The following is a 25,480-nucleotide window of genomic DNA, read 5'->3' on the forward strand; positions in this document are numbered from 1 at the left end:
GCCAAACATTAACAATAATCTTACGCAACATCAGAAAGTTATCAATACCACTAAAGCACTAGATACAGCCATTTTAATAAGGTTTATAAACTAGTTGTTTACTAAACTACCTTAGATTGTAGACAACATTCAAACACTTTTTTAAACAAAAGTTTGAAATAAATACTCTAATGCTGTAAGTATAAATAAAAGCCAAAATGAAAACTTTCATTTCACTTACATAAATAGCGACATTTCATCAACGCATAAACGCCTCAGAGGCAAATTGCGTTGGGTCATAACAATTACAACGTCGTCAATAGAAAAAGCTGGAGGATACTTTGAATTATCACAACGAATTTTTGGACCAGGTTAATGAACAAGATGTCCTGGGCGGATTTTGGCCCGGTATCCAGCTGTATTACCCACCAGTCAAGTACTCACCAAAAGATGGAGAATACGAAAACATCGAGCAGGCGACCGAGCGGATGCGTAAACATGCGCACCATTGCCAGGCGCACACCTTGTTGTTTGATTTGGAAGATGGGTGTCGTCAAAAAGCCCTGTCTCGCGAACTGTTAATTAACGAGCTACCTAAGTTTCCTGAAAGAAACTTTCAGATCGCGGTTCGGATAAATCCATTCCGTACCGATGAATACGAAAAAGATCTGCAAATGATCATGCAGGTTGCTGAACACATCGATGTCATCGTGCTAGCAAAAGCCGGCGAATTGTATGGCGCTGCGGAGATCCGTGACTTAAGTGCCTGGTTGGTCGGGGTAAATCCTGACATCGAAATTCAGCCGATTATCGAGCATCCACGTTCATTGAAAATTGCTGCTGAGCTGATGGCATTTCCCGCGGTTAAGCATGTGGTGTTCGGTATTCACGATTTCTCGAAAGCAATGGCTATCCACTTAACGCCAGAAGGTTGGATTGATGAGTTACTAACCTATCTTCGCACCTTGTTATTGGAAGCACGCATCGCCGGTAAAGGAGTAATTGGTGGTGTCGAAGTACTTATTAATGACACGCCAATGCCAGAGAAAAATATCGAGCCCGATGATGTTCGCCGCTGGTTGGATTTGCATGGCGATCATGAATCGCACGTGGTGCATAGTCACGCTGTAATCGAAGCACAAATGGGTTTAACCGGTAAGCAATTGATTCATCCTTATCACATTCATCTGTGTAAGGTTGCCTTCACCCCATCTCCAAAGGAAATCAAGCGGAATGTCGAGATATTACAGGCTGCGATCGACGCCGATGCTCTTCTTGGCGGTGCAATTAAGTTTGAAGGTGAAATGCTTGATCCTCCGATGTTCGGTAAAGCGCTGCAGTGTTTGCTGCGCGCCTATGCACTGAAGTCTCTGGATGACAAAGACAAACAGTTTGCCATGGACGTTTTGAAGAAGCTTCCTATTACTGTTATTCGCGAAAACTGGCCGTACGGACGTATCTAATGTTGAATTTTGAAAACCTACTAACACAGAATGAATCGGGCTGGCAATGGCAGCTACCTCGTCACTTTAATATCGCTTATGCCTGTGTGCGCCAGCATGTCGAGCAAGGCAATGGTAATAAACTGGCAATGATTGTCGAAGACCAGTTTCTCGGTACAACTGAACTGTCTTACAGCCAGTTGGATAAAGCCAGTGGCCAGTTTAATTACCTGTTAAAGTCATTGAATGTCGGTGAAGGCGAGCGGGTTTTGATTCGCCTGCCAAACGCCACTAGCTACCCAATTAGCTTCTTCGGTTGTCTGAAACATGGTGCTGTAGCCGTGCCAACGTCGACCTTATTATCGGCACACGAAGTGGCTTATCTGGCTAAGGACTCCGGTGCCAAGGTACTGGTTACCGATAAAAGCATGTGGCCAGAGCTGAGCAGTACGCTTGGCAAGCACGATGACCTGGAAACGGTTTTACTGGCAGGTCCTGGAGAAATTCCTGATGCGGAAAATCCAGAAGGCATAAAAGTAATCGATCTGGCCAAAGCGCTTGCAGATAGTCCTGTTGACGATAGCATCGTCGCGACTCGCCCCGATGATCCGGCTTACCTGGTTTACACCTCGGGTACCACTGGTTTTCCGAAAGGCGTGCTGCACGGACATCGCTCTTTAATAGGACGCATTCCAGCAAGCCGTTACTGGTTTAACTTTCAATCGGGCGATCGCATCCTACATTCTGGTAAATTCAACTGGACTTATGTATTGGGTTCTGCACTGATGGACCCGTTATTCCATGGCCATACGGTAATTGTTCATGAAGGTAAAAATGACGCCAACACCTGGCCACAGTTGATCGCCAAACATGGCTGCACCATTTTTATCGGAGTACCGACTATTTATCGGCAGATCATTCAAAAAACTGATTTCTCAGCGAAAGATGTACCGACCTTACGTCACTGTATGAGCGCTGGTGAGCACCTGAGCGATGAGATGCTGTTAGCCTGGCGTGAACGTTTTGCCATGGACGTCTATGAAGCCATCGGCATGTCGGAATTTTCTTATTATATTTCCCAACATACTGGTGCAGATATTCGTCCGGGAGCCGCTGGTTTTATTCAGCCTGGGCATCAGGTACAGCTGGTCGATGAAGCGTTGAATCCGGTGCCGCCGGGTCAAGAAGGAATGATTGCCATTCGTACCGATGATCCTGGATTGTTCTTACAATACTGGCAGCTGCCGGAGGAAACCCAGGAAAGCCGACGTGATGGATATTTTCTTACCGGCGACTACGCTCGCCAAGATGAGGATGGCTACATTTGGTTCATTGGTCGAAAAGACGACATTATCAACACCTTTGGTTATCGAGTATCACCCCATGAAATAGAACGGGTGATCAAAACTCATCCTCAGGTTGCCGATTGTGTGGCGCTTGGCGACACCATTGCCAAAGACAAAACGATTGTCAGCATCTGCGTGATTCCCGCCGGGTCCGACAATATTGATGAAGCGTCATTATTGGATTTTGGTAATGAGCATCTGGCTCGTTACAAGGCTCCAAAGCAAGTGCATTTTTATCAGGATTTCCCGCGCACTAAGAACGGCAAAGTCCTACGCAAACAACTACTGGCAGATTTATCCAATAAACGAGAACAACAAAGTCGCGAGCAGACGGAGGCCCAAGCATGAACAGTAACCTATTAAACGATTATCGCCCACGTCGCAGTGCTTTGTATGTACCAGGACATCAACGTCGATTTATCGAAAAAGCCCGTCGACTGAATGCCGATTGTATCATCTTCGATTTACAGGAATCGGTACCACCAGCGGGGAAAGATGATGCCCGTGCATTATTGGCACAAGAGCTTACCGACAGCAACTTCGGGTACTCGGAGCGTATCGTTCGTGTCAATAAACTCGATTCTCCCTGGGGCATGGATGATTTAAAAGCCATCGCTTCTTTGGATATCGATGCCGTATTGTTTCCGAATATTGAATCAAAAGATGAGTTGCTGCGAGCTATCGATGCTCTGGATCAAGCCGGTGGTAGTGGCAAATCAGTGATGGCCAATATCGAATCCCCTATGGGGGTTTTACGCGCCGAAGAAATCGCCGGTTGTAGCGAACGCTTAACCACGATTGTCATGGGAACCAGTGACTTAGCCAATTCCCTGCGCGTTAACCTGACGCTAGACAGACAAGGGCTTATTACTTACCTGTCGATGTGTTTACTTGCCGCCCGTGCTCATCATAAAAGCATTATTGACGGACCGCATTTTAATCTTAAAGACGTGGTTGCCTGTGAATACAGCTGTCGTCAGGCCCGTGACTTAGGCTTTGATGGTAAAGCGGTAATTCACCCGGTACAGCTTACCTATACCAATGATGCGATGACACCAAAGCGCGAAGATGTCGCTAAAGCCAAAGCCATTATTGCAGCCATTAATCAGGCCAATGAACAAGGCCAGTCGGTAGCCGTAATTGAAGATAGAATCATCGAACCTTGTTTGGAACACTGGGCAAATCGAGTTCTGTGTCTTTGCGATATGGTAAATAAAATTGGCCAAAGTGAATTGTTAGGTCCGGAGAAAAAGCGATGATTCAAGACACCCAAAGCAATCAGGATAACTATCTGGCCACCCCCAGCGGTTTATTCTTTGAAGATTTTAGTCTGCATCAAAATCTGGTTCATGGCGTGCCGCGCACCATCAGTGAAGGTGATGTCAGTTTATATATCGCCCTTACCGGTTCTCGTTTCGCTTTAAACTGTGCCGAAACCGTGGCCCGCAGCGCCGGTTTTTACCGGACGCCGGTGGACAACCTTCTGGTGTTTCATATCGCCTTTGGTAAAACCGTAAATGATATTTCCTTGAATGCTGTCGCCAACCTTGGCTATGCCGAAGTATTGTTTAATACCCCGGTATTTACTGGCGACACCTTAGAGGTAACCAGTACGGTTATCGGTTTGAAGGAAAACTCTAACGGTAAAACCGGCATCGTTTACGTACATTCCGTGGCGACCAATCAACACCATCAGGTGGTGCTGTCTTTTAAACGCTGGGTAATGGTACATAAACGCAATTTTAACTCGCATATCGACAACCCAGTGATCCCAAAATTGCTAGCCGCGGTCGATAGCGAAGAGCAGGTGGTTCCAAAAAATCTCGACTTAAAGCTTTGGAAAGATCATTACAGTGACCATCAGCTGAAGGCCGATGATTTTAAACCAGGCGATACCCTGTTTCATCGCGACGGTATTACTTTAAATGACAGCGAGCACTCGATGGCGACGCGTCTTTACCAAAATAACGCTCGGGTACATTTTGATCAGCACATGATGGACAACACCCCAGCGGGTAAACGTTTAGTTTATGGTGGCCACATTATTTCTTTATGCCGGGCTCTGTCATACAACGGCCTGGGCAATGGTATCTGGTTAAGCGCGATTCACGGTGGCACCCATGCCAATCCAAGCTATGCCGGAGACACCATTTACTGTCAGTCGAAGATACTTGAGGTCAAGCAATTTAATCGCCGCGATGATATGGCACTGGTACGCATTCAGAGTCTTGGTATTAAAAATAATACGCCGGATAACATGGAGTATTTAAGCAAACAAGATAATGGCCGCACCCGCTATCACCCGGATGTGGTGCTGGATATTGATTACAGCGTGCTAATGCGTCGCTAATTTGTCTTTTTTGTTTTAGGAAAGCCATCTTTATAAGTCGTGTTTGCAGTTTATAAACCTCTAAGTAAGACAGCCATAAAAACGGAATACTTACTTAATCAATTTCTGTCTACTTCCTCGGACCGCAATTGAATAAATCGATACACTTTTAAAGGTGATATTCCAGGGCCTGACAATGTGTTTTCTATCAGGCCCTTTTTCTTTAAACCGCCAAATGAGTATCCGGTGACCAACCCTTATCACTAATATTTCCCAAACTAAGACACCCACATTAGGACAGGAAATCAACGCTGTACTTAAGGTTGCTAAGCCATCCAATATTCAGTTATTAAATCCAATTGAATTAAAGTCACTCCCAATATCAATCCCTCTATATCCCCATTTATGACTAGTGATCGCTTAATTCTCTCTCATCATTTAGTAATCTTTTTTCTTGAGACACCCATATCAAGTCGCTCTGAAACTTTGCAATGAAGTTTTGTTAATAGCAAATTATACTTTGAACCTATACGGTAAAAAATATGTACGCAAGAAAGCAATCTCCGCTGATTGGCTACGCTGAAAATAGTTACAACAAGGAGATTCGATTTGCCAACACCACGCAATAAGCAAATATGTCTGAAAGCCACTCCGTATTATCACTGCATCAGTCGATGTGTTCGTCGCGCATACTTATGCGGTCAAGATATTGCATCGGACCGGTCCTATGAACACCGACGTGGCTGGATTGAGAAAAGATTGCTTTTTCTTGCAAAGGTATTTTGTATAGATGTTTGCGCTTATGCCGTCATGAGTAATCATTGTCACGTGGTTCTTCATGTCGATGAAGATAAATCAGCCAAGTTATCTGATTTAGAAGTGGTTGAGCGATGGCATAAACTTTGTAAAGGAACTTTGATCACTCAATCATACGTAAAGAACGAACCTGTTGCTGAATATGCACGTGATTCTTTGGAGAAAACTATTGCCACATATCGAAAGCGATTATCTGATATTAGTTGGTTCATGCGGCTATTAAACGAACCTATAGCAAGAATGGCAAATGCTGAAGACGAATGTACTGGTCGCTTTTGGGAGGGCCGATTTATCAGTCAGGCTCTTCTGGATGAATCTGCGTTGATAGCCTGTATGGCCTATGTGGATTTAAATCCTGTACGTGCTGGCATATCTGACAAGCCAAGCAACTCCGAATATACAAGTATAAAACGCCGCGTCAAGGCAGCATTGAATCGTTCGAGCATTAAACCATTGCTACCTTTTAAAGGGCAATTAGGGTCAAATTCGGAAACCTATCTTCCATTACGGATGGATGATTACATCGATTTACTAGAAATTTCAGCATCTGCGATTGTAAATGAAAATCATCAAGTCATTTCATATAAGCCACCAAATGCTCTTAAAAGTTTGAACCTGACACCACTCAACTGGTTTCTTTTAAGCACTAAATTTAATACCTACTTCAAAGGTGCTGTCGGGACAATCGATTCACTCACCAAACATTCTGAAATTCAAAAAAGGATGCGAAGATTGAACATCGGAATAAGTAAAAGGCTACTTGGATAGCGAATATCGTTTCAGTTTTTTATTTCTTCTAAATAGCTAGCAAAGCGCTTTCAGTTCCCTCCGCCTGGAAACGGTCGAAAGCGTTCTTCTTCCTGAAGTAAACTTGGGGTGCTCTGACTGACTAGCAGCGCCACTCGTAAAATGCTTTGCAAAAATATTAACCCTCAATTTAATCAAAAAAAATGAATTTTGTATGGGTGTCACAATTGGATTTATGAAAATGAATCAAGTATGGGTGTCACAATTAGATTTATGAAAATGAATCAAGTATGGGTGGCTTAATGAGTTTTTATTCCGCAATACTGCCATATGTCATCACCTGAGAGTTATTCGCTCGAGTTTTCCCTGATACTGTGGTTAGATGATTAAAAAATAACAATAATGCAGCAGCATGGACTACTCGACCACCGTCTTAATTACCCTAATCGGTTATAAACTCATTCTTATCGCCATTGGTTTTTGGAGTCAGAAACGCACCAAAAGCAGTGAGGATTACTTTATTGGTGGTCGCACTCTTGGACCTTGGGTAGCGGCAGTGAGTTCTGCGGCTAGTGCGTCTTCTGCCTGGACATTATTGGGGATGAGCGGTGCAGCTTATACTATGGGTGTCTCAGCAATTTGGATAGTCCCTGCTGTGGTGCTTGGTTATTGCTTTAACTGGATATGGCTAGCACCGCGACTGCAGAAACTGGCGGCTGAACAACAGGCAATAACTCTGTCCGAGCTCATTGCTCATCAGACCGGACAATGGCGCAAACCGATTCTGTATCTGGCCACATTCTGTATCGTCTTTTCATTCACCTTTTATATCGCTGCGCAATTTCAAGCAGCGGGAAACACCTTCGCCAGCACTTTCGATGTGTCCATGCAAGGTAGCATCATTACCGGTGCCATTATCATTCTGATTTATACCTTGTTAGGCGGCTTCTGGGCGGTGAGTATTACCGACACCTTGCAAGGATTATTAATGGCATGTGCGGCAGTGATCCTGCCAGTGGCGGGTTTAATAACGCTTGGCGGTCCGGGTGAGTTATGGCAACAAATGTCACTAGCCTTTAGCAGTGAGCAGATGCGCCTTACCGGTCCACATTCTGGCTTGGTCGGCCTGGCATTTGTTATTGGTTTATTGGGGATAGGTCTGGGTAATCCGGGTCAGCCGCATGTGGTTAATCGGATGATGGCTCTGCGGGACAAACGCGCCGTACAACAGGCAAAAGTCATCGCCATTGGCTGGTCAATGGTGGTCATTACCGGCATGTTGACTCTTGGCTGGTGTGCAAAAGTCATTATTGAACCGGTGAGTAACGGTGAACAGGCGTTACTAGATTTCACCAACCAACTGTTTCCACCAGTCGTGGCTGGCATCATGATAGCGGCGATATTGTCGGCAATCATGTCCACTGCAGATAGCCAGCTATTAGTGAGTGCATCCGCCATTTCCTATGATATGAAAAACCGCCACAGTGAAGAACAAGCGGCTCACTCATTATTTGGTTCACGATTGACTGTGGCTATTATGTGTGTCCTGTCAGTTGGAATCGCATTGTTCGCTCCAGAAGATATTTTTTCCCGGGTGCTCTTTGCCTGGAACGCCCTCGGAGCAGCATTCGGTCCGGTTTTAATTGTACGCTTGCTGGGAAAACCCATATCAGGCAAAGCGGCGTTTACTTCGATGTTTGTCGGATTTTTTGGTGCTGTTCTGTTGAGTTTATTTGATTCGCCACCAGGAGATTATCCGGAGCGGATAATTCCTTTTGTATTAGCATTTTACATCGCTTATCTGGGAAGATTGCCAGCACCTGAACCCTCCGGGCAAACAAACAAATCAAGGGCTACAGAGAATTCTTGATGAATTTTTCATCTTTTTCGATTACTCTTGCCAAAATAATAAAAACTTCGTACTCGCTGATGGGTAATTAACGACCAAAACAAGGTGGCTCATCAGCCCTAAAAGAATAACCATTTTTGGGAAAAGCTAATGAAATTTTCAAAAACTAAACTCTTGTGTAATGCACTTGCATTAACCGCAGCCGCATTTGTCACCAATGCCCAGGCAACCGTTGTCCACTTTAAAACCAACATGGGTGACTTCGATGTAAACCTGTTTGATTCTTCAACGCCTGAAACCGTAGCAAATTTCCTTAGTTACGTAGAAGCTGGTAGCTACAACAATAGTATTGTGCACCGTTCAGTGCCTGATTTCGTTACCCAGGGTGGTGGATTTACTTACTTTGTTGAAGACAACACTGTTGATGTAACACCGGCCTTTGATCCTGTCATCAACGAACCGGTATTTTCTAATGTCCGCGGCACAATTGCCATGGCTAAGTTAGGCGGCGACCCAGATAGCGCCACCAGCCAGTGGTTTTTTAATATCGAAGACAACAGCGCCAATCTCGATATTCAAAATGGTGGTTTTACCGTATTTGGTGTAGTGATGGCTGAAGGCATGGAAGTGGTTGATGCTATCAATGCATTGGAACGCTATAACCTTGGCGGTGCATTTGATAGTGCGCCTTTGATCAGTCTGCCGGCCGAAGGCGAAGATATTACCAATGAGCATCTGGTTATCATTGATTCGATTACGGTAACGAACAGTAATACCGACACCAATCTGGAGTTATTACCGCCTGCAACCACTGATACTGACCACGACGGTTATCCAAACGATGAAGATGCGTTTCCAGAAGATGAAACTGAATGGTTAGATTCTGACAACGATGGTATTGGTAACAACGCAGACACCGATGATGACAATGACGGCGTTGCTGACGTTAATGACGCCTACCCGCTAGACCCTACACGCTCTGAGCGTGAAAGCAACAGTTCATCCGGTGGCGGTAGTTTCTCATTATGGGGCTTATTGGCATTAGGTATCTTTGCACGTTTTCGACGCACTGCTAAAAAGTAATATCTGGCGTTAATGTTTAAAGCCAGATATTTCATTCTAAAAGCGCCAGCTCGTACCATAAAAATTAAACGCAAACGCAGTAGCATCAGTCTGAAAAGGCAGATGCTACTATTAAAGGCAGCGTTAAATCAGGAAAAGGATGAAACCCGGGAAATGCTGATCATTTATCGGCAATACACCAAAGGGCAGGCATCGAAGGAACAGCTGGCTCAGGCTAACGAGCAATTTCTTGATGTGCTTAAAGGCATTGGTCTTGGCGTATTTGCGGTCCTGCCTTTTGCACCCATCACCATTCCCGTGGTTATTAAAGTCGGTCAATGGGTCGGGGTTGATATCCTGCCAAGTTCATTTTCCGATAGCAAAGCACGAAAATAGAACACTAGCAAAAACCAAATACAGAAATCTGGGAATGGGCGTGCCAGCAAAGCGTTATCATTCCCATTCGCTCCTTCCCCAAAACCTTATGGTCTCACTATTCATCACAAACCGGCGGAATTAACTCACGCCGGGTAATTGTGTATTCGTTAGCATTGATTACTAAGGATAAACTACGAAAGACCGTGTATCTTTTACTTTATCTATTGATTTTAAAGGATTTTTATATTAACTTTAAAAATGAACGACGAAACGGGGGAATGCACATGAACAAAGTTATTGTCTGCCTAATGGCGGTTTTTCTAAGCGCCTGTAGCGCAGTTAATCAACAAAATAACTCACAAATGCATGTGGTGTACAATTCAGATAATACCATCGACAGCGTCCATACCAGTGAAGAGCGCTGTGAAGGTAAAGCGATTCGCGAGAATATTCGCCGGGAAGCAGACTGGAATGTCACCAATAAGCCACATGAACGTACTCGAATTGGCGATCAACGTTTAGTGGTTGCAACCTGTCGCTAACCGCTTTTGGGTTGAACCCGCTCAAGGTTCAACCCATTAATCTTGCTGTCGATACTCAAATACTTCATTAATCGGCGTAGAGAATACATCGGCGATCTTAAACGCCACTTCCAGTGATGGCGAATACTTACCCTTCTCTATAGCAACCACCGTTTGTCTCGATACTTTGATGGCATCTGCCAGTGCCTGTTGCGTCATTTCATCATGCTCAAATCGTAAACGACGAATATGATTGCTGATCACTTTCGCCATATTAATAACCTCGGCGGTAATAAAAAACCTGGCTGGCATAGTTGACGATTTCCGCTGCCAACACACCTACCACCAGAATGTTAAGGGTATTCATCGCCGCTGAAAGCTCATTAAATGCCAGACGATGCTCGTTAAAGTCTACTTTCCAAAGAATGAAGATTGCCATAAACACTACCGCGGTAAGCACGTGATAGCCATTACGATTGCCTCTTAGCTTAAACATCGACTCCCGTTCATCTTCGCCTTTGTCACTCTCTTTGTGATCAATCAACGCCAGGGTGGCCTGCAATATGATTTCCCAAACGACTAACATCAGTACGATCCGAACAAATAAATCTGTCAACGTTTCCTCGGTCAAAAGACTGTTTGCGTGCAAGCCCTGCAAGTGAAAAATATAATAACTAGCAATGGCCAAATTCAGTAGAAGTGACGCCCAGACACTTTTTTCTTTATAAGACATGTTCAATTCCCCAGGCTTTAGAGCCCTGTGAGTGCAAAATAGATGTAAAAAATATTAGACATGGTGTTAGGTTAGTTTGACATGCATTAGATGTCAAACATTTTTTACATGATGTTATGTTCATTTGACATTTATCGACAAACCGGGATAACGTATCGAAAAACTGATCCACCAACTTTAGCTGCTGGTATTTAACATTACCGCCATTATCGAAACCTGAGATACCAATTATCAAACACTGCAAACACCCAGCCTTAAAACTACCTGCAATGACCTCGATAATATTACTTATCGGTGTATTAATTGGCGGCTGTAAAACGACAGATGATGAACAGCGTATTTTTGAAAATAACCATGTGACCCACATGGATAAAAATTTTTTTGAGTTTGCCAAGATGCGTTTTTTTGGTGAAGAAGAGTGGGCAGATCCAAGCGAGCAGGCGGATTTGGTTCCGGTCACCAACATTGATATCGAACAAATCAATAACCCGGGAGATAAACTGCAGGTCTCTTGGCTTGGCCATTCGACTTTCTTGATTCAATATCAGGGCATTAATATCCTCACCGATCCGGTTTTCTCGGATCGCGCCTCGCCAGTCTCTTTTGCGGGACCAAAGCGCTACACTGAAGTCGCATTGAACATCGACGCCCTGCCGGACATTGATTATGTGGTGATTTCCCACAATCACTATGATCATCTGGATACAGAGAGTATCAAGGCACTTAACAAAAACGTTAAGTTTTTAGTACCCGAAGCGATGCAAGCTTTGTTCGAGGATCTGGGTGTAGCCAGTGAAAAAATAAGCGAACTTCCGTGGTGGCAACAGGCCAACTATCAAGGCGTGACATTTACCGCGACACCCAGCCAACACTGGTCAGCAAGAAGCCTATTCGATCGCAACACCGTGCACTGGGCAAGTTGGGCGATAACCATAGGTGACAGGAAAGTCTGGTTTGCCGGAGATACCGGCTACAATCCCCATGACTTTAAAGATATTGGTAAACGCTTTGGTGGATTTGATTTGGCATTAATTCCAATTGGTGCCTACGCACCCCGTTCATTTATGAAACTCTATCACGTTAATGTCGATGAAGCGGTGGAAATCCATAAGGATATTCAATCGGATTTTTCTGTCGGTATGCATTGGGGCACGTTTCCGCTAACCGCAGAACCGGTAATGGAGCCAAAACAGTGGTTAGAGAAGAAACAAGGTGTGCTGGATGCCCCCTTTGTAACCATGGAAATCGGCGGGACCATTTTTCTGCAGCAATAACACTTAAACCGCTTTAAGAAAAATCCCGGCAGTGCCGGGATTTTTTAATGATATTGAAGGAACAAACTATTGTCGGGTTCGCATTGTACGTAACAGCATCAAAGCCAATAGTGATAACCAACTCAGACTTCCCGAAGATTTACCGCCGTTATCATCAAGGTTATTTTCAGCGCCCGTTTGAGAGCTAGTTTCGGCAATGACCTGATTGGCAAATTGCGCTTCGGCGCCGTCATTATCGGCAATCATAAGGGTAACCTCATAGCCTCCAGCGGCCGAGAAGGTATAGTTAAGTACTTGCGCCTGACCAATCACTTCACCATTTAAATACCAGGTATATGCAGTAATCTCTCCATCGACATCCTGACTTGCGCTAGCATCGAGGGTACAACTGAGATTTTCACACTGGGCGGAAAATATCGCCACTGGCACTTCATTGTTTTTTTCCACCAAAACATTTTGCTGAGCGACCTGGGTCAAGCCCTTATCATCTTCGACCATAAGCGAGACAGCAAATTCACCCGGTTGTTGATAGTCATGTTCGACTATGGCTCCAGTCGCTGTTGCGCCATCACCAAGCTGCCAATAGTAGGAGACGATTTCGCCATCAGGATCGGCACTATTACTGGCATCAAACGAACATTTCAGGCCTTCACAGCTAATGTCTGCAACTGCCATTGGCATCTGGTTAGAAATATTGACCGTCACCGTTTCACGGCTTTGGCCAGACATTCCCTGATTGTCTAATACGGTTAACCTAACCTCATAACTTCCCGGTAAAGAGAATGTCTTTGCTACTTTTGCTGTCGTTACCGGCTCATCACCGGAAACTTCCCAAAAATAGCGTTGAATATTGCCATCGGGGTCGTAACTTGGCGCGGCATCAAATTCGCAGACTAAGTCCCGACATTGCACGCTAAAATCAGCCACAGGTGACGCATTGTCACCGATTTCAAAAGCTCGGGCACTGACCGTTCCCCAGTTGCCATCGGCATCCTGACTTCGAAAATACAGAACATGCTTACCCGCTTCCAGTTGGTCGGTCGCCAATACGGTGCTGGCGAACTCCTGCGATGCATCAAAGCCACCATCAACTGCCGTCAACTCGTGAACTTCGGCATGTTCATCATCTGGGTGCTGATTCAAACTATATTGCACCTTGGCAATATTTTGAAAAGACTCATAACTGGTTTGCTGCATGGCCTGTTCAACCTTGAACATGTTGTCATCGGCCACCACTGAAATCTCTAATTCTGTACCCTTGGTTACCAGAGCATCAGTGACACCATTGATGATAATGTCAGTTATTTCTGGACCTTTAGGAAGAATATAAGGTGCATGAACCACCTTACTCGCATAAAGCAGCGCATCGATGTTTTTATCGCGGATCTGGTTCTCGTATTGGTCGCAAGTTTCAAAGAACCTGCCACCAAGTTCAAAGGTAAAATGGGGAACACCCAATTCACCGTAACTAATGCTTTCACTGGTGCCATCGGTGGCATATAAACCGATGGATTGCATTGGGCTATGGTCATTCTTGAAGGCAAATTTTCTTGCTAATGTTGCAAGTTCAACCGCATTTGGCGCTTTGTTGTAAGTATGCCCCCAAGGATAAAGGACTAATTCTCCATAGCTATGCAGGTCGATATGCATACCCTGGGTAGTGATTGGTGCGGCATCAGTTTCAAGCGGTCCACGATTGTCAGAAAATAAGTTACGCAGATAGGCTTCAACTGCCTGAGTCTCTGGCTCAGAGGCCTGCATTGGTCCATGATAAGTGAGATTACACTCGTCATCACTTGAACCTTCGCCTTTGCCCCAGGTGTGGGTAAAGTTTCGATTTAAATCTACGCCTATCAATTCATCGTCGCTGGCACAAAAATTTTGATTGGTATTCTTTCGCCAACTCAAGCCAGTTTCCGCTTTTTTACGAGCGTCTGGATTCATCATCAATAACAACTGCACCTGATGTCGCTTGAGCACCCAGGCGTGATCGCCATCATTTACATACTGATCCACTAACTCTTCAGCAAAGTCCAAAGCGAGCTTGGCCGGCGCGTATTCACGGGCATGCATGGATGCATGAATAAACAATATGGGTTTATCTTCGTCACTGGTTTCTCCCAGTGTTAAGACCATCAGGTCATAACCGCCAAAACCATTCACTTTTTCCCAGGAATCGCCGATATCCTGCCATTGCACCAGATTTGGATGAGCTTCGGCCATTTGTTGCGCCGCACGATAGGTTGCTTCAACCGTCTTGTAGCAAGGGAAATGCTCAATGGTGTCACTACCTGAATCTGCATCGGCATTGATATCACCCTGATATAATATCGCCTGCCCGGCCGGGATCAGTGAACTCCAACCCTTAACCTGATTTATCTGTTCCCCCTGCCATTGACTGGCAGGACTAACCTGCACACCAGCGCCAGTTAAGTCAGCTATCTGTTTTGCGTTTAATTGCAAAATTAATCCCGCTTCTGTCGAGCCTTCCAACTGATTGTGATAGGAGATTTTTACCCGATTCAACAAGGCTTGGTTGTTGCTGCTAACCAGGTAAAATTGTTGAGTTTGCAGGTACTCGATTCGATTTTTCTGAAACGTCGACAAGGTGTGTGGATTTGAGCTTGCCATCGTTCCCACGGAAAGGGCCGACAACACCGCAGCGGCACAAAAAGATTTCACAGACATAAGATGTAATTATTATTCGTTATAGTACGAAAAATCATACTGAATTCTTGTTCAGGACTTAATACGAGAAAAGCTGAGATTTGTAGCAATTTGTAGCATTTTTCAACACTTAATCTTTGCAAAAATACCGTTATCTTTCCGCTTTACGCCAATATCCATCCGCCTTACATGCTTGTTAACTGACTAATTTTTTGTATGAGTGGATAAAACCATGGTGAATTCAGCGGATGACAATAACCAAAGGTGTGCTAGTATGGTTCTGCCCTGCAAATCAGGGTCAACAATCATTCGTGCCCTCACCATACAAGAATGGATAAATATTAATAACAACAAGGACATCTGTGTTTATGAAACGAGCGCTATTATTTTCCGCTGTAATTTTTCTCTCTGCGTGTGGCGGAGATAGCAAGGATGAAGAGTCAGAAATCAATTTGCAAAAACTTATCTCAGAGAACCAGCAGCTTTGGCAATCCCAGGAGCTGATGGACTATCAATTTACCATGCAGGTTAGATTCACCGATTGCCCAGTAACCGACGAGATACCGGCAATAACCTATCGAGTGGAAGATAATGAGATCGTCGATGCATTTATGACCGAGACAGGTGTGGATATCGATTTCGAAGATGCGTTAACGATTAGCGATTGGTTTTTCGCCTTCTATGCGATTTTACTCGATGACGAAATTACTCTGACCGCCTCTAGCAATGATGATAGTCCACCGGTGTTTGATAGCACATTAGGTTACCCAGTAAACTTTGCGATCGATTATTCTTCGGAACAATGCGATAGCTATGAATACAGAATTTTCGATTTTAACTAATTGCAGACTTTAGCAAAGCCGGGGTGACCCGGCTTTTTGTTAACACTATTGCACAGTGCTTAACAACTGCTGCATATAAGCAAGGGCAATGCTTTCACCCAGATTATTTGCCGTCACCTGAGTATTATAATCATTCAATTCTACGGTTATCGACGGTATATCATAGCGTTCATAAAAGTATCTTTTCGCCGTATTCAGATTCGGGTTGTGCGACCCCTTTCTAGCCATTAATTCAGGAGCTGAAGTACTCTGTAACAGGCTATTTATCGCCTTATGGAAACCATCAGCAAATAGCGGGTACCGACTCTGACCATCTTTTTGCGTGTAAAGAATATTTTTTTTGGTGGAATGAAAATCAAGCATAGATACCATGTCGTTATCACCGATAAACGCTTCAATCGCTGCTATCGCCTGACTGGTTTCTGGTTGTTTAAATGGTCCCCAATCTCGGTTTAAATCCACAAAGTTTTCATTTAATCGCCAAAATCCGTTATCCACCCCATCAGGATTTAAGTTCGGCAGAACAAGTATGTTAAATTTTTCCCGAAAGTTTTTAGCAACGACTTGATCAGACAACAAGGTTTCAATAAAGCTTTGTAACGCCAATGCCCCGGTAACTTCTGGTGGATGCTGTCGTCCAAGAATAACAATCGAGTGTTCTGCTTGCGGGTTAACAAGCGTTATCGAAGGTAATGGTCTGCCAGATGTTGATTTTCCAATCGAAGGAGCCATCAGCCCGGAAAACTGACTTTGCAATTGCCCAATCCACCGTTGATAATCTTGATTATCAACAACCGGCTGCGCTGCGATATAAACATCACCCGGTTGTGAAATCGTCAGTTGCAAACGTCTGCCCTCAGATTGCACTTCTACATTTTTTGGGGACAGCGACTTCCAGTGAATTCTGTCACTACTGATTTTCGGCCAGTAGCGATAATCGTATGTGCCAAAATCCAGTTCAACGACCACTGCTTGTTTATCGGTTCCAGCAACGTTAAACGCATACCAGGGACTAGGATTGATAGGTTCTGACTCTGGAGATAGTTTAACGAGGAAAGTACCATTGCTGTTTAGCTGACAATACTGAAACTGACCGGTTGCAAAGTTCTTACTTATTACCGTTGAACCATCTGAGCACTGAGCATTTTCGAGCAGACTAGTGTCTGTCTGGCCATCCATCGAGGCACCACAACCCGACAAGATAAATATCAGGGAAGTCAATACCATATATGGATTCGCATGTTTGTTAGATGATTTTATCTGCATTAATATTGCCTGCTTTTATTCCATTGCCACTTGTTTAAATTCACTGACTACCTGCCAGGCGATAGCCTGCAGTTTTTCCACATCAGCTCGAGGTAATCCAGGGTTATAATTCAAACCCTGAGGGGATTTGCCCTGCAACACCGCGTAAAACACGCACGCTGCTAAATAAGTTCCCGCCAGGCTAGGATGTTTAAGGTTTTCTGAATAACGAATTTTGCCTTGCTTATCAAAACCAATGATATCAGCGACGTAGAGATTGATATTCGGGTAAGTTGCGCGAACTTTATCAAAAGCCAATCCAACCGGTGCAATACGCAAACCATTAACACCTGCCGCCTGCTCATAGCCTTTGACGATACCACTAAGCATATTGGGCTTATTGCGATATGCCCAGGTCATAAAAAGTATTGGCTCAGCGCCACTTGCACGGGCTTGTTTTGACAGCGTTTCTACCGACTGGAAAAAGCTCAATTGCGTTGATTGACGAATTGCCCCTGTGGAGTGTTCCTGCAATACCACGACGTCAAATGTTTCTTCCCCCTGACTCGCCAATACGGCCGAAACCGCATCCATCTGTTCTACCAACCGACCGCCAGAAAGTGTAAGCAATCGATTTCCATGCTCGCCTTTTTGCCAGTCGCCTGCAGCCTTGATTAAGCTCGAATAATGATTATGAATACCATTGTTGAAATAACTAAAACTATTGCCGACAAACAAAGCCCGTTCGACAACTTGAGCAGTGCTATCTCGATTTTGCGGCTGTTTAGAATCGGTCGCCAAGGTACTGGTGGAGATCAGCAACATCAGCATCGCTATCGCAACATTTGATTTCAGTTTCATTTGTTCATTCCAACATTCACCTGAAGAAAAACCGTTTGTTTTTCAACTTAGCAGATTCAAATCTATCTGGTAAAGCAATTTAAAAATAGGGGTTTTTGGTCGGTAAATCGTTTATAACCCTAACGACGTTACTGAAAAAATCTGGCAATTAATAATGATATCTAAATCCTTTCTTGGGTTGGCTTTGCTGCTGTTTTTATGCTCTGGAGCTTATGCCAAGAAACCGGTAGAAAGCGTGTTTACCGAACGTTATGCAACTCAACAAATTTTATCCATTGAAGCCGCACTGGCGAGAGCTCAGGCTGAATTGGGTATCATTCCCGACTGGGCAGCCGAAGAACTCACCAATAAAGCCGATAGCAAGTATGTTGCCGCCGACGACCTTAAAAAAGAATATCAAGTCGTGCGCCATCGTATGGTTGCTTTGTTAAATGTCTGGCAGCGACAACTCGACCATGGTGCAGACCAATACATGCATTTTGGCGCAACTACCGTTGACATCTATGACACCTTGCTGGTGTTGCAATTAAGAGCCAGCACTGAACATTTAATTACTGCTATGCGTGACAACGAACAAGTGCTAATTGAGCTTGCCAAAGAGCATGCCGATACTCTGATGATAGGTCGCACCTTAGGTCAACATGCCCTGCCGATTACTTTTGGTAAAAAAGTCAGCACCTGGCTAGGTGAGAATCGCAGAAACATTGAACGTCTAAAACGAATGCATCAAGACTTATCCCGAGCAGCTATTTTAAAAGGAGCCGTAGGCAGTTATTTAGGACTGAGTGATCAGGGAATGGAACTGGAGCAAATATTTAGTCGCGAATTGGGGTTATCACCACAACCCTATATCAGTGACTGGCACGGTAGTCGCGATATCTTTGCCCACTACGGATATCTACTGGCAATGATCAGTCGTTCATACGGCCGCATCGGTCAGGAAATTTTTCTCTTACAAAGTACCGATGTTGGAGAAGTTGAAGAAATTCGAAGAAAATCCGCCGTAGGCAGCAGCACCATGCCCCATAAGAAAAATCCGAGTAAATCCGAAGCACTTATCCAGTATTCACGTTCCATTCCCCGACTGGCGGAAGTTATCAGTGACGATATGATCAATTTTTATGAACGCGACAATACCTCAAGACCAAATCGAGTTCTTGAAGATATATCGATAAACTCAGAGCAGATGTTGCACACGGCGAAAGCCTTGTTGTCGGCGTTAAAAATTAATGACCAGACCATGAAAAATAATGTTATGAAAACCAATGGCCTGGTAATGTCGCAACGTCTGGTATTTGCACTTGCCCCGCATCTGGGGAAAACAACCGCCAATGATTTAATTCATACCCTCGCCAATCAGGCTTTGCAGGAAAATCGCGATCTCAAAGAATTCGTTATCGCCAGGCCTGAAATAAGCAAGGTTCTAAGCGACAGGAAAATCGATGAAATTTTTGATCCCACAACCTACACGGGCCTGGCGCGTGAGCAAACCCTGGCAGTTATAGATTACTGTCTGAAAATGCGGAAAACAGATCCAAACACAACCTCTTGAACCTAGGTTATACATTCTGTTGAAAATTCATTATATTGGGTATGCGCTGTAAAAATGGACATGATTGTCAGGTAACCATACCTTGTCAGCAAAGGCACATTAACATCAAATAAAAACAATAAGTTAATTAAATCTATGGACGATAATAACCAATGGTTTTCTGATTTCTCCAGGCAGACAAAAGCAAAATTAACTGCGTCTTTGTTAAAGCTGGTAAGTCAGGATGACGCTGAAGACATAGTTCAGGAAGCTTATTTGCGTTTATTCGAAATTCGCCAGGAAAAAGTGATTGAAAACCCTCAGGCGTTACTTTTTCGAATCGCCAGAAATCTTACCATTAGTAAGCTGCGCCACAATAACGTAGTGCGTTCATCGATACGCAGCGTATATGATCTCGATCATGACCGACTCAAACAGATCAGTAACGAAGAGCGAATTAGGCAGGAAGATGACAAACGCCTGTTAGCAGCCGCTGTAGAAAATTTACCGAAAACCTGTCGACAGGTATTCTTACTGAGAAAAGTCGAACATCAATCCCATAAAGAGATTGCTTCGCAGCTAAATATCTCAACAAAAACTGTTGAAAATCATATTACCAAAGCGATGAAACTTTGTCGGGAATACGTAATGCAGGAGTTCAAGCAGCGCGCTAAACCTCAAAAGTCAGTAAAGAATTCTGCCTCAGAGGTTGCTTAATGTCTCTGGAAGAATGGTTAGCCATTGGCGTTCCTGACAAAGTCGCTGATGAAGCAATGCAATGGATAGCTAAGCTGGATAGCGGCGAAATGGATCAACACGAGCAGGAAGCTTTTCAGGCCTGGTTGAGTGCTGATCTAACCCATTTGTGGGCGTTTGAAGAACTCTCTGAATTCTGGGCGAAAAGCAACTTTCTCGACACACAACCTGGGGAACAACCTTTGGCCCTGGATCTCGTCACCAATACCCTTTCAGCCCCACAACATCCGGAGCAAAGTCGATATGGACAATACTCCTGTTGGGCAATCGCCTTTATCGCTATTGGCTTCATTGCTTCAGCTTTCTAAATTCATTGCTTGCAAAAATAAATTACTACTTCAATAGGGGAATCATTTCTCTGGTGCGTTTTATTATAGATAACTATAAAAACACATAAAAATCAGGGGAGTGTAATGAAGTCTACACAAACAACGGGGTTTAACCGTTCTTTCTTAAATCTATCGGTGCGTAAAGCACTATGTCTTGGTTCGCTATTATTTGCGATGCCAACCATGGCCGCTGAAGAGGCCAACAATACTGAGGCGAATGAATCTGAGGTTGAAACCATTACGGTGGTAGGTACGCAAATCCGCGGTGGTGCAATTAGTGAAGCGCTAGCAGTATCCGTAGTAAATGCCGAAGACATCGAAACGCTTGGGGTTGATTCTGGTGATGAGCTAATGAGCCTGATCCCGGAAAATGGCCAAAACTTTTTTAATGAAGCCGAAAACATCAGCGGTGGCGTAAATGCAGCTCGAGGCGACGTCGGTGCTTTTAACCTTCGCAACCTGGGCACCGGTAATACTCTGGTTCTATTAAACGGTCGTCGCATGGTCAACTCAGCGACCTATCAGACCGAAGAAGTTGGCGGAAGCTTTGTTCCGGTAAATTCGGTGAACTCCAATACCATCCCTGTTGTCGGTTTACAGCGTGTCGAAGTATTACGCGATGGCGCATCGGCGATTTATGGTGCTGATGCGGTAGCTGGTGTTGTTAACCATGTGCTGAAGAGTAATTACGAAGGTTTCACCTTCCGCGGCAAGGTTTCTGAATTTGATAATTTCGATCGCGGCAGTCGCTCTTTCTCTATCGAAGCCGGTAAAGATTTCAATGATGGCGCTACCAATGTCAGCGTATTTTATAGCTTCTACGATCGAGATCGCATCAGCTCGCTAGACGATGAACGTTGGTCAGATTCTGATTTTCGCAGCCGCCTTCCAGAAGGCTCTCTGTGGGCCGATAGCACCGATTTTCGAAATGACAGCGCCAATTCGCTTTTTGGTAAATTTGATATTGTTCCCGGTAACGAGGGGGATCTGGACAATAATGGCCTAGTAGATTCAGGTGGTGAGTTTCATGCTTATCCAATCAATGACCCACTATGTGCCCAGGGCTATCAGCTAAACCAATACACCTGCGGCATTTCCGATGACATTGCTGGATTTTATCGCCATAACTTTAACGCCATAGGACGTGACCTGCGCTCTGAATTGCAGCGCAATAACGTGTTTGTGTTCGTTAATCACGAATTTGACAGTGGCTTAGAATCTTTTACCGAACTGTCGTTCTACAAATCTGAAACCAATACGGTGCGTCATGCATCCGCATCCTTCTCTACCTCAGAGTTAGTGTTGTCAGCCAATAACTACTACAACCCGTTCGGTGCCTTGGGTTCACCAAATCGTCTTGATGAATCGATTACTGGTACTTTCCCTGATGAGGGTTTTGATATTGTTCTTGATAATTACCGCTTTGCGGAATTACCAAGAATTGTTGATAACGATGGCGATACCTATCGCTTTTTACAAGGATTCCGTGGTGTTGTCGGTGATTGGGATTGGGAAACCGCAGTCTCACATTCCGAGGCGAACAAAGAAGACATTACCAGAAATCGTGTATCAAATTCCCTGATGCAGGAAGCACTTAATGATCCAACGCCGGCGGCATACAATCCATTCTCTGGCGGTGTAAATTCCAATATCGAACGCGCTTTGATTGATGTAACCCGCAACAGTGAAACCAAGCTCACTACTTTTGATATTAAGTTTTCTAATGCCGACTTATTTGAATTACCGGCAGGTCCGGTAGCATTTTTGGCGGGATTTGAGTGGCGCAAAGAAAGTTTTGTTGACGACCGCGATGATCGCTTGGATGGCACGATAGTGTTTACCGACAAAGAAGGTGATACCTATCCTTTCGTTTCTGATGTAGTTAACTCCAGTCCGACGCCTGATAACGAGGGTGAACGTCAGGTAACCTCACTATTTTCGGAAGTTCAAATTCCGGTTCTTGAAAATTTAGATGTGCAGCTGGCGTTGCGATATGAAGATTTTGACGATATCGACGACAGTACCACGGTTGGTAAAGTGGCCTTTGGCTGGCGCCCGCTCGAACAGTTATTACTTCGTGGTTCGTGGTCTGAGGCGTTCCGTGCGCCAAACCTGATTACGGTTAACGAAGATATTGTTGCCCGTAACAATACCCGTACCGACTGGGCTTGTGAGTATGCTGCAGATAATGGCGGCGATCCGGATCAGGATATCCTTGACTGTACCAATTCAACGCAGCGTATTGCTCAGGGTAGCGATCAGCTAAAACCAGAGAAATCCACCAATACTTCTATTGGTTTGGCCTGGACACCGACCGATAGCCTGTCTCTAACGGTTGATTTCTGGTCCATCAAAAAAGAAGACACCATTGGTCTGTTTGGTGAAGAGAACCATACCTTGCTAGATCTGGTTTATCGCCTTGATGCCGGTACTGCAAATTGTGATATGACGTTTAACGGTGCCGTACAACGTGAAAATGCCGATTTAGACGCTGACGAGTTGGCGGTTTATCAAAATGCAGGTATTTGTCCGGCAGGCCCAATCAAATTTATCAATGACCAGTACGCAAACCTTGATGATCGTACTGTTGAAGGATTTGACGTGGGTATTTACTACAACATTGACACATCTGTTGGTACTTTTGACATAAAGTACAACGGTTCTTTCCTGGAAACCTATGAGCAAGATGCTGGCGGTGATGCCGCTATTCTTGTTGAAGCTCAGAACAGCGGTGCTATTCCTGCCAATTATCCGGTTGCGGGATTTGCTGATCTGATAAATATGGATGGCAACCAGGATGAGCGTCACTCGGCGAAATTCCGTTGGTATACTGACTCCTTCGGTGCATCGCTTAGCGCCTTTAAAGTGGGTAGTTTCTACCAGAGCTCGTTAACCTTAGAAGATGGCACTCGCTATGAAATCCCGTCAATGACAACTTATAATGCGAGTTTTGATTATAAGTTTGACGTTTTGGGTAGCAATTCTCAGGTGCGCTTAGGTGTCAAAAACTTAACCGATGAGAGAGCACCGTTAGCGGATCGCTTCTTTGGTTACTTTGCCGATGCCCACTCAGATTATGGTAGATCCTTCTATCTTGAACTGAAAGCGTCGTTGTAACCTTATCCCCCTTCAATTAAATTGAAGGGGGTATCTTCCTAAATAATAATGATAAATTTTCATGTCTGAACATACTTCTTATTCCGCTACTCGAGCGAGTTACCAGGATATTGGCCTAATACTCGGCCCTGCGCTGTTTGCGCTAATGATGATTTTCAGCCAGTACCAAACCACGATGGATCCGGTGGCTTGGAAAACGGCTGCGGTAGCAATTTGGATGGCGGTTTGGTGGTCTACCGAAGCCGTCCCCGTTCCTGTCACCGCATTCTTACCATTAGTAACCTTTCATTTGCTGGGAATTTCCACCGCAAAAGAAGCGGCGATGCCGTACTCAAACCCGATCATCTATTTATTTTTAGGAGCTTTTGTTCTTGCTCTTGCGGTAGAGCGATGGAACCTGCATAAACGATTGGCGTTGCTTATTCTCACTCATACCGGTACCGATGGACGAAAACTGATTCTTGGTTTTATGGTAGTTGCAGCTCTGTTATCAATGTGGATGACCAATACATCAACAACCATGATGTTGATGCCGATAGCCCTGTCGGTGGCGTCTGTTATTACCGAAAACGCCACCAATCTGACCGATAAAGAAAAAGCCTCATTCCAGATATCTATGCTATTGGGTCTGGCGTATGCGGCGACTATTGGTGGACTCGCAACCCTGGTAGGTACACCACCTAACGCTCTTTTGGCTGCGTTTGTGCAAGAAAACTATGGTATCGAAATTTCTTTTGCCAGCTGGATGGCAGTGGGCGTGCCTGTGATGATCATTATGCTACCTTTGGCATGGATTGCCCTGACCCGACTCCTGTATAAAGTTAATATCCCGGAAAGCGATAAAGTTCGCCAACATTTGCAGCATTTACGGGACGAGCTGGGCCCTATCACTAAACCGGAAAAGCGAGTCGCGATCGTATTTGCTATCGTCATATTGCTGTGGATGGTTCGTCGTCCTTTAACTAGCTATTTGGGCGTCGAGGGGCTGTCTGATACTGGCATCGTCATGGCAGCAGCAATGCTGTTATTTATACTACCAAGTGGCAGTAAATCTCAGGCTCAACTAATGACCTGGCACGATGTTAATAAGCTACCTTGGGGTGTACTGGTGCTATTTGGTGGTGGTCTGAGTTTAGCAAGTGCATTCTCGTCGTCGGGGTTAGCACAATGGCTCGGAGAAAGCCTGACACCGATCAGCGCATTCGGTATTTTGTTCCTGATACTAGCAGCAACTGCTCTGGTAATATTCCTGACGGAAATAACCAGTAATCTGGCAACAACAGCAACCTTTTTACCGGTAATGGGGGCTATTGCGATTCAGGGTGACATTAACCCGCTATTGTTATGTGTTCCTATAACCCTCGCGGCAAGCTGTGCCTTTATGCTTCCCGTTGCAACACCACCAAATGCCATTGTTTTTGCCTCAGGAAAGCTGACAATTCCACAGATGGTGCGAGCAGGTGTGATGCTGAATATTATCGGTTTGATACTAATTTCTATTCTTGGTATCTGGTGGGCTCCTTCAATATTGATATAACATTAATCTCGCAATCCTAACAAGCCGAGAAGTTGGAATATTCTCGGCTTTTTTACACAAGGTATTATAGTGCTGGAAACTCTGAAATTTCGTTGTCACTGCTCATAATCTCTGATGTA

21 protein-coding genes are annotated in these 25,480 nt (G+C 44.6%); 16 read left to right on the forward strand and 5 right to left on the reverse strand.

From position 1 onward, the window contains the following. Positions 1-320 precede the first annotated feature (320 nt). The 9 genes from FNC98_RS15540 (at position 321) to FNC98_RS15580 (ending at position 10,490) form a co-directional block, all read left to right on the forward strand. Entirely contained in the window at positions 321-1,442 is a 1,122-nt protein-coding gene (locus tag FNC98_RS15540; RefSeq protein WP_144035186.1) for an HpcH/HpaI aldolase/citrate lyase family protein, read from the forward strand. Beyond that, entirely contained in the window at positions 1,442-3,115 is a 1,674-nt protein-coding gene (locus tag FNC98_RS15545) for an acyl-CoA synthetase (protein WP_144035187.1), read from the forward strand. Before FNC98_RS15540 ends, FNC98_RS15545 begins: the two co-directional genes overlap by 1 nt. Continuing rightward, entirely contained in the window at positions 3,112-4,026 is a 915-nt protein-coding gene (locus FNC98_RS15550) for an HpcH/HpaI aldolase/citrate lyase family protein (protein WP_144035188.1), read from the forward strand. The genes FNC98_RS15545 and FNC98_RS15550 overlap by 4 nt, the downstream gene beginning before the upstream one ends. Continuing rightward, on the forward strand, positions 4,023-5,117 hold the full coding sequence (locus tag FNC98_RS15555) for a MaoC family dehydratase (protein WP_144035189.1): 1,095 nt from the start codon (positions 4,023-4,025) through the stop codon (positions 5,115-5,117). The genes FNC98_RS15550 and FNC98_RS15555 overlap by 4 nt, the downstream gene beginning before the upstream one ends. A gap of 588 nt (positions 5,118-5,705) precedes the next feature. Beyond that, a complete protein-coding gene (locus tag FNC98_RS15560) occupies positions 5,706-6,680 on the forward strand; it encodes a transposase (RefSeq protein WP_144035190.1) in 975 nt (324 codons plus the stop codon). 391 nt (positions 6,681-7,071) lie between these two features. Continuing rightward, the gene (locus tag FNC98_RS15565) at positions 7,072-8,529 is read left to right on the forward strand and encodes a sodium/proline symporter (RefSeq protein ID WP_144035191.1); all 1,458 of its coding nucleotides are present in this window, start codon (positions 7,072-7,074) and stop codon (positions 8,527-8,529) included. Positions 8,530-8,658: 129 nt separating this feature from the next. Continuing rightward, positions 8,659-9,591 (forward strand): peptidylprolyl isomerase, encoded by a 933-nt coding sequence (locus FNC98_RS15570; RefSeq protein ID WP_144035192.1) that lies wholly within the window; start codon positions 8,659-8,661, stop codon positions 9,589-9,591. A 12-nt stretch (positions 9,592-9,603) separates the two neighbouring features. Continuing rightward, positions 9,604-9,966 (forward strand): hypothetical protein, encoded by a 363-nt coding sequence (locus FNC98_RS15575; protein WP_144035193.1) that lies wholly within the window; start codon positions 9,604-9,606, stop codon positions 9,964-9,966. Positions 9,967-10,232: 266 nt separating this feature from the next. After that, positions 10,233-10,490, forward strand: a complete 258-nt coding sequence (locus tag FNC98_RS15580) for a hypothetical protein (RefSeq protein WP_144035194.1) — start codon at positions 10,233-10,235, stop codon at positions 10,488-10,490. Positions 10,491-10,526: 36 nt separating this feature from the next. Here FNC98_RS15580 and FNC98_RS15585 read toward each other — a convergent pair whose 3' ends face one another. Then, positions 10,527-10,781, reverse strand: coding sequence for a helix-turn-helix transcriptional regulator (locus FNC98_RS15585; protein ID WP_409574560.1), 255 nt, complete (start codon positions 10,779-10,781; stop codon positions 10,527-10,529). After that, positions 10,744-11,202 (reverse strand): hypothetical protein, encoded by a 459-nt coding sequence (locus tag FNC98_RS15590; RefSeq protein ID WP_144035195.1) that lies wholly within the window; start codon positions 11,200-11,202, stop codon positions 10,744-10,746. Before FNC98_RS15590 ends, FNC98_RS15585 begins: the two co-directional genes overlap by 38 nt. A gap of 269 nt (positions 11,203-11,471) precedes the next feature. Here FNC98_RS15590 and FNC98_RS15595 point away from each other — a divergent pair, with 269 nt between their 5' ends. Continuing rightward, entirely contained in the window at positions 11,472-12,476 is a 1,005-nt protein-coding gene (locus FNC98_RS15595; RefSeq protein WP_144035196.1) for an MBL fold metallo-hydrolase, read from the forward strand. A 66-nt stretch (positions 12,477-12,542) separates the two neighbouring features. Here the strand turns inward: FNC98_RS15595 and FNC98_RS15600 are convergent, their stop codons facing one another. After that, entirely contained in the window at positions 12,543-15,164 is a 2,622-nt protein-coding gene (locus FNC98_RS15600) for a PKD domain-containing protein (RefSeq protein WP_144035197.1), read from the reverse strand. A gap of 347 nt (positions 15,165-15,511) precedes the next feature. Between FNC98_RS15600 and FNC98_RS15605 the strand changes: the two genes are divergently transcribed. After that, a complete protein-coding gene (locus FNC98_RS15605; RefSeq protein WP_144035198.1) occupies positions 15,512-15,985 on the forward strand; it encodes a DUF6174 domain-containing protein in 474 nt (157 codons plus the stop codon). A gap of 45 nt (positions 15,986-16,030) precedes the next feature. Here FNC98_RS15605 and FNC98_RS15610 read toward each other — a convergent pair whose 3' ends face one another. Together FNC98_RS15610 and FNC98_RS15615 are read right to left on the reverse strand one after the other, a co-directional pair. Then, on the reverse strand, positions 16,031-17,251 hold the full coding sequence (locus FNC98_RS15610; protein WP_144035199.1) for a M14 family metallopeptidase: 1,221 nt from the start codon (positions 17,249-17,251) through the stop codon (positions 16,031-16,033). Between the two features lie 15 nt (positions 17,252-17,266). Further along, the gene (locus FNC98_RS15615) at positions 17,267-18,091 is read right to left on the reverse strand and encodes a DUF4886 domain-containing protein (RefSeq protein WP_144035200.1); all 825 of its coding nucleotides are present in this window, start codon (positions 18,089-18,091) and stop codon (positions 17,267-17,269) included. Positions 18,092-18,245: 154 nt separating this feature from the next. Between FNC98_RS15615 and FNC98_RS15620 the strand changes: the two genes are divergently transcribed. The 5 genes from FNC98_RS15620 (at position 18,246) to FNC98_RS15640 (ending at position 25,361) form a co-directional block, all read left to right on the forward strand. Further along, on the forward strand, positions 18,246-19,643 hold the full coding sequence (locus FNC98_RS15620; protein ID WP_144035201.1) for a lyase family protein: 1,398 nt from the start codon (positions 18,246-18,248) through the stop codon (positions 19,641-19,643). A 135-nt stretch (positions 19,644-19,778) separates the two neighbouring features. Next, on the forward strand, positions 19,779-20,339 hold the full coding sequence (locus FNC98_RS15625) for a sigma-70 family RNA polymerase sigma factor (protein ID WP_144035202.1): 561 nt from the start codon (positions 19,779-19,781) through the stop codon (positions 20,337-20,339). Then, the gene (locus FNC98_RS15630; RefSeq protein WP_144035203.1) at positions 20,339-20,686 is read left to right on the forward strand and encodes a FecR/PupR family sigma factor regulator; all 348 of its coding nucleotides are present in this window, start codon (positions 20,339-20,341) and stop codon (positions 20,684-20,686) included. The genes FNC98_RS15625 and FNC98_RS15630 overlap by 1 nt, the downstream gene beginning before the upstream one ends. A gap of 105 nt (positions 20,687-20,791) precedes the next feature. Further along, the gene (locus tag FNC98_RS15635; protein WP_313904108.1) at positions 20,792-23,824 is read left to right on the forward strand and encodes a TonB-dependent receptor domain-containing protein; all 3,033 of its coding nucleotides are present in this window, start codon (positions 20,792-20,794) and stop codon (positions 23,822-23,824) included. A gap of 61 nt (positions 23,825-23,885) precedes the next feature. Then, a complete protein-coding gene (locus FNC98_RS15640) occupies positions 23,886-25,361 on the forward strand; it encodes an SLC13 family permease (protein WP_144035204.1) in 1,476 nt (491 codons plus the stop codon). Positions 25,362-25,480: the final 119 nt, after the last annotated feature.

Source organism: Thalassotalea sp. PS06 (genome assembly GCF_007197775.1).
In the GTDB taxonomy this organism is placed as follows: domain Bacteria; phylum Pseudomonadota; class Gammaproteobacteria; order Enterobacterales; family Alteromonadaceae; genus Thalassotalea_A.